Origin of the sequence: Bradyrhizobium sp. BRP22, assembly GCF_020194175.1 — a bacterium.
Classification (GTDB): domain Bacteria; phylum Pseudomonadota; class Alphaproteobacteria; order Rhizobiales; family Xanthobacteraceae; genus Bradyrhizobium.
Window position 1 is genome coordinate 1 of the sequence record NZ_JADYVX010000084.1, and the last position, 4,818, is coordinate 4,818.

Sequence of the window (4,818 nt, forward strand, 5' to 3'; positions counted from 1 at the left end):
CGGGCAAGCCGCGCGTGTCGGAGCTTCTGGAGCGGACGCGGCGCACGGTGCTGGCTGCGCAGGAGCATCAGGACCTGCCGTTCGAGCAGGTGGTGGAGATCGTGCAGCCGCCCCGGGCTCTTGATCACACGCCATTGTTGCAGGTGATGCTGGCCTGGGAGAACAATGCGGTTGGGTCATTGGACCTGCCAGGGCTGAGTGTCGAAGCTGCCGGGGAGGAGATTGATCAGGTCGAGTTCGATCTGGAGCTGAACCTTGGCGAGCATGGCGAGGAGATCGCCGGAACGCTGGGTTATGCCACCGCGCTGTTTGATCAGGCGACGATCGAGCGGCAGCGAGGTTATCTGCTGGCACTGCTGCGGGCGATGGCTGCCGATGCGCAGCAAGAGGTCCACCGGATCGAGCTGATCTCGACTGCCGAGCGCACGTATCTGCTGGAGGAGCTGAACCGGACGGCGGCGCCGTATCCTGCGGAGCGGTGCATCCACGAGCTGTTCGAGGCGCAGGTCCACAAGGCGCCGGATGCGGTGGCGGTGGTCTGCGAAGATGAGCGGCTGAGCTATGGCGAGCTCAATGCGCGGGCCAACCGCCTGGCACATCACCTGATCGCCCTCGGGGTCAGGCCGGACCAGCCGGTTGCGATCTGCGTCGAGCGCAGTCCGATGATGGTGGTGGGGCTTTTGGCGATCCTGAAGGCCGGCGGGGCGTATATGCCGCTGGACCCGGCCTATCCGTCGGCGCGGCTGCATCAGGTGCTCGACGATGCGGCGCCGCCGCTGCTGCTGGCCGATATGGCTGGCCGTGCCGCCTTCGGCGCGGATGTGCCGGCCAATGTGAGCATGGTGGAGCTCGATGCTGCGGCGCCGGCCTGGGCCAGCCTGCCGGAAGCGCATCCTGACCCGCGCGCGCTCAGCCTGACCTCCCGCAATCTCGCCTATGTGATCTACACTTCGGGATCCACGGGCACGCCCAAAGGGGCACAGAATGAGCATCGGGGTATCGTTAATCGCCTGATCTGGATGCAGAACGCCTACGGTCTGAAGCCAACAGACGTCGTGTTGCAGAAGACGCCATTTAGCTTCGATGTCTCAGCCTGGGAGTTCTTTTGGACTTTGCTTGAAGGGGCAACGCTGGTACTGGCGCGGCCCGGTGCGCACAGAGATCCCGATGCATTGGTCGACTTGATCGTCAGCCAGCGCATCACGACGGTTCACTTCGTGCCATCCATGCTGGTCAGCTTTTTGGATGCGAAGAGTGTTGAGAGCTGCACATCGCTGCGACGAGTTTTATGCAGCGGCGAGGCGCTCCCTGCCGCCAGTGTGCATAGGGTTCGGCGCCTCTTGCCTTGGACGGGCCTGCACAATCTCTACGGTCCGACGGAAGCTGCGATCGACGTGACAGCGTGGAGTTGTCCGGATGAGTTTGATGGCGCTATTGTCCCGATCGGCCGTCCGATCGCGAACACGCGGATCTATCTGCTTGACGGTCATGGTGCGCCGGTTCCGTTTGGAGCGGTGGGAGAGCTTTACATTGGCGGGGCGGGGGTGGCGCGGGGCTACCTGAACCGCCCTGAGCTGACAGCGGAGCGGTTCATCCCCAGTCCCTTTGTCGAGGGCGACCGGCTGTACCGGACCGGCGACCTGGCACGCTACCTGCCGGATGGTAATCTGGAGTTTTTAGGCCGAAACGACGAGCAGGTGAAGATCCGCGGCTTCCGGATCGAACCGGGCGAGATCGTCGCGCAGCTTTGCGGCCACGCCTGCGTGCGCGAGGCGGTGGTGGTGGCGCGCGAGGATGGTCGCGGCGAGCAGCGCCTCGTTGCGTATGTCGTTGCCGCCGAAGCTGAGGAATCTGATCTTGCCGGCGGTTTGCGGGCGCATGTGAGTGCGGGGCTGCCGGACTACATGGTGCCGAGTGCGTTCGTGCGGCTGGCGGCGCTTCCGCTGACGCTGAACGGTAAGCTCAATCGAAACGCGCTGCCGGCCCCGGGCGACGAGGCGTATGCGCGCCGGACCTACGCGCCGCCACAGGGCGAGATGGAGACGGTGCTGGCGCAGACCTGGGCCGAGTTGCTTGGGCTGGAGCGGGTCGGACGGCACGACAACTTCTTCGAACTGGGAGGGCACTCGCTCTTGGCGGTGCAGATGATCGAGCGTCTACGGCGCCGGTCACTGCGCATCGAGGTGCGCACCTTGTTCGTCAAGCCGGTGCTGGCGGATCTGGCTGCAAGCCTGGGCCGCCATCACGAGGTGGCGGTCCCGGCCAACCTGATCTCCGAGCGAAGTGCGGCGATCACGCCGCAGATGTTGCCGCTGATCGAGCTGGCGCAGGACGAGATCGACCGGATCATCGCTACGGTCCCCGGCGGGGTTTGCAACATCCAGGATATTTACGGCCTGTCGCCGCTGCAGGACGGCATCCTGTTCCATCATTTGCTAGCGGCAAAGGGCGATCCATACCTACTGGTGTCGCAGATGGCGTTTGCCGAGCGTGGGCTGCTCGATCGCTATCTTGCCGCGGTCCAGCGAGTGGTGGATCGGAATGACATCCTGCGTACCTCGTTTGCCTGGGAGGGGTTGTCGCGGCCGGCCCAGGTAGTGTGGCGGGAGGCGCGACTGGAGGTGATCGAGGTCCAGCTGGATGGCGCTCATGGCGCTGGAGCCGAGCAGCTGAAGGAGCGGTTTGACCCCCGCCGGCACCGCATCGAGCTTGGCCGGGCGCCACTGCTGCGATTTATGATTGCGCGCGAGCCCGACAGCGCGCGCTGGCTGCTGCTGGAGCTGCAGCATCATCTGATCGGGGATCACACGACGCGGGACGTGATGCATGCTGAGGTCCGGGCCGAGCTGGAGGGGCGCCAGCATGAGCTGACGGCGCCGCAGCCATTCCGCAATCTGGTGGCGCAGGCGCATCTCGGCTGTGATGTCAAGGCCGATGAAGCGTTCTTTCGGAAGCTGCTGGCCGACATCGACGAGCCGACCACGCCCTTCGACTTGAGCGAGGTGCGTGGCGACGGCGGCGGGGTTCGAGAGGCGCATCGGATGCTGCCGTCAGCGCTCCAAGCGAGGCTGCGCGAACAGGCGCGGCGGCTGGGCGTGAGTCTGGCGAGCCTGTGCCATCTGGCGTGGGGACAGGTGGTGGCGCGCAGCAGCGGCCGCGAGAAGGTGGTGTTCGGCACGGTGCTGTTAGGCCGCCTGCAGGGCAGCGCTGGCGCCGACCGCGCCATGGGACTGTTCATCAATACCCTGCCGCTGCGGCTTGATCTCGATGAGACCGCCGTCGAGGCGAGCGTGCGGATATCGCACGCCCGGCTGGCCGACCTGCTGGCACATGAGCATGCCTCGCTGGCGCTGGCACAGCGCTGCAGCGCTGTTGCGGCGTCGGCGCCGCTGTTCAGCACGCTCTTGAACTACCGTCACAACACGGCGCCGGCTGTGCCCGGCTCCGGGATGGATGATGTCATGTCGGGCATGGAATGGCTGGGCGGGGAGGAACGCACCAACTATCCCCTGACCCTGTCGGTGGAGGATTTTGGCGAGGCGTTGGGCCTCACTGTGCAGGTGGCGGAGCCAATTTCGGCGGATCGGATCTGCGGCTACATGCAGCGGGTGCTCGAGGAGCTGGCAAAGGCGCTGGAGCATGCCCCGGATACGCCGGTACGCGAGTTGGACATCTTGCCGGCTGAGGAGCGCACCTATCTGCTGGAGGATCTGAACCGGACGGCGGAGGCCTATCCATCGGACCTGTGCGTCCATGAGCTGTTCGAGGCGCAGGTGCAAAAGGCGCCGGAGGCGGTGGCGCTGGTCTGCGAAAACGAGTGGCTGAGCTATGGCGAGCTCAACGCGCGGGCCAACCGGCTGGCGCATCACCTGATCGCCCTCGGGGTCAAGCCGGACCAGCCGGTTGCAATCTGCCTCGAACGCAGTCCGGCGATGGTGGTTGGTGTCTTGGCGATCCTCAAGGCTGGCGGTGCCTATCTGCCGCTGGACCCAGCCTATCCCAGCGAGCGGCTGCATCAGGTTGTCGACGATGCCGCGCCGCGGCTGCTGCTTTGCGACGTCGTCGGTCGCGCAGCACTCGGCCCCGAGGTGCTGACCGGTGTGACGGTCATCGATGTGGAGACGGCCACGCCCGCCTGGGCCGAACGGGCGGCTTCAAACCCTGACCGGCGCACGCTTGGCCTCACATCGGGCCATCTCGCTTATGTGATCTACACCTCAGGCTCAACCGGAACCCCAAAGGGGGTCATGGTCCAGCATCAAGGGTTGGTCAATCTGCTGTCGGCTCAGGTCGGCCTCTTTGGCGCTTCTTCCAACAGCCGCGTCGTGCAGTTCGCCTCCATTGCTTTTGATGCAAGCGCTTGGGAGCTTGTTATGGCGTTTGGCTCCGGAGCCGCTTTGCACTTGCCTGCGGAAGAGATCCGTCAAGCGAGTAACAAGCTAGTGGATTATCTCCGAAGCGAAGCCATCACCCACGCGACATTACCCCCAGCGTTGCTTCAGACAAACAAGGATCCGAAATGTTTGGCTGTGCAAGTTCTCGTTCTTGCTGGAGAGCTGCCGAAGCCAGAACTCATCCGAAGTCTGGCCCCAGCATCAACTGTCAATGCTTATGGCCCGACCGAGGCAACAGTTTGTGCGACGATCTGGACTTGCCCGGCTGATTTTAATGGGTCATTGGTCCCGATCGGCCGTCCAATCGCCAACACGCGGGTGTACTTGCTGGATGGCCATGGCGCGCCCGTGCCGTTCGGCGCGGTGGGTGAGCTTTACATTGGCGGGGCGGGGGTGGCACGGGGCTACCTCAACCGCCCTGAGC

The 4,818-nt window shown here is 64.7% G+C and carries 1 protein-coding gene; it reads left to right on the forward strand.

What is annotated here, in order from left to right; genetic code table 11:
• Nucleotides 1–14: 14 nt before the first annotated feature.
• Nucleotides 15–4,818, forward strand: a 4,804-nt coding sequence (locus I6F35_RS39360; RefSeq protein ID WP_225122937.1) for a non-ribosomal peptide synthetase, incomplete at its 3' end; no start/stop codon positions are given.